Source organism: Frankia sp. AgB1.9 (assembly GCF_016786355.1).
Lineage (GTDB): Bacteria > Actinomycetota > Actinomycetes > Frankiales > Frankiaceae > Pseudofrankia.
Map to the genome: position 1 here is coordinate 1 of NZ_JADWYX010000268.1, position 1,325 is coordinate 1,325.

At 73.3% G+C, this 1,325-nt stretch carries 1 pseudogene; it reads left to right on the plus strand.

The annotated features are described in order from the left end of the window. A pseudogene (locus I6A60_RS41035) lies at positions 1-1,192 on the plus strand (glycine dehydrogenase (aminomethyl-transferring)); the annotation flags it as partial. Between the last annotated feature and the right edge of the window lie 133 nt (positions 1,193-1,325).

The window sequence follows — 1,325 nt, forward strand, 5'->3', positions numbered from 1 at the left end:
GCGTGTCGGCGGAGTTCTCCGGTGGGCGGCCAGAAGACGGCCCGGTGGGAATTCGCGCGGCCGTCCCAGCCGGCCCGGGGGGGGGGGCGCGCCGCCCCCCCCCCCCCACGGCAACGTCGACCTGGGCGACCTGGCGGCCAAGGCCACCCAGCACGCCGAGCGGCTCGCCGCGCTGATGGTCACCTACCCCTCGACGCACGGCGTCTACGAGGAGGGCATCGGCGAGGCCTGCGCGATCGTCCACGCGGCCGGCGGCCTGGTCTACGTCGACGGCGCGAACCTCAACGCGCTCGTCGGCCTGGCCAAGCCGGGTGAGTTCGGCGCCGACGTCAGCCACCTGAACCTGCACAAGACGTTCTGCATCCCGCACGGCGGCGGTGGCCCCGGCGTCGGCCCGGTCGCGGTCGGCGAGAAGCTGCTGCCCTACCTGCCGAACCACCCGCTACGCCCCGAGGCCGGCCCCGCGACCGGTATCGGCCCGATCTCCGAGGCCCCCTGGGGCTCGGCCGGAATCCTGATGATCCCGTGGGTCTACCTGCGGCTGATGGGTGCCGAGGGCGTCACGGCCGCCACCTCGGTCGCGGTGCTGAACGCCAACTACGTCGCCAGCCGGCTGCGGCCGCACTACCCCGTGCTCTACGCCGGCCAGAACGGCCTGGTCGCGCACGAGTGCATCCTCGACCTGCGCCAGCTCACCAAGGACACCGGCGTGACCGTCGATGACGTCGCGAAGCGCCTGATCGACTACGGGTTCCACGCGCCGACGATGTCATTCCCCGTCGCTGGAACGCTCATGGTCGAGCCGACCGAGAGCGAGGACCTGGGCGAGATCGACCGGTTCTGCGACGCGATGATCGCGATCCGGGCCGAGGCGGACAAGGTCGCCGACGGCACCTGGCCGAAGGACGACAACCCCCTGCGTAACGCCCCGCACACCGCCGAGATGGTCACCGGCGACGGCTGGGACCACGCCTACCCCCGCTCGGTGGCCGCCTACCCGGTGACCTCGCTGCGCGCGGCGAAGTACTGGCCCCCGGTCCGCCGCATCGACGGCGCCTACGGCGACCGCAACCTCGTCTGCACCTGCCCCCCGCCCGAGGCCTTCGCCACCGACCTGACCCTCGCGGACGGCGTCTCCGCGACCCTCCCCGACGCCCGCTCGGCCCTAACCCCAGTCGGCGCCGCCGGCTAGCCCCCGGCACCCCGCACCCGCCCAGCACCTGAGGCCCAGGCGGCAGCAAGATCGCCGTTTTGGCCCTAATGGGAGCTGCCGGGTTGCCGTGGGGCAGGCTCGGTGTCGGTAGCCGCTGGTGGGTGAGCGCTCT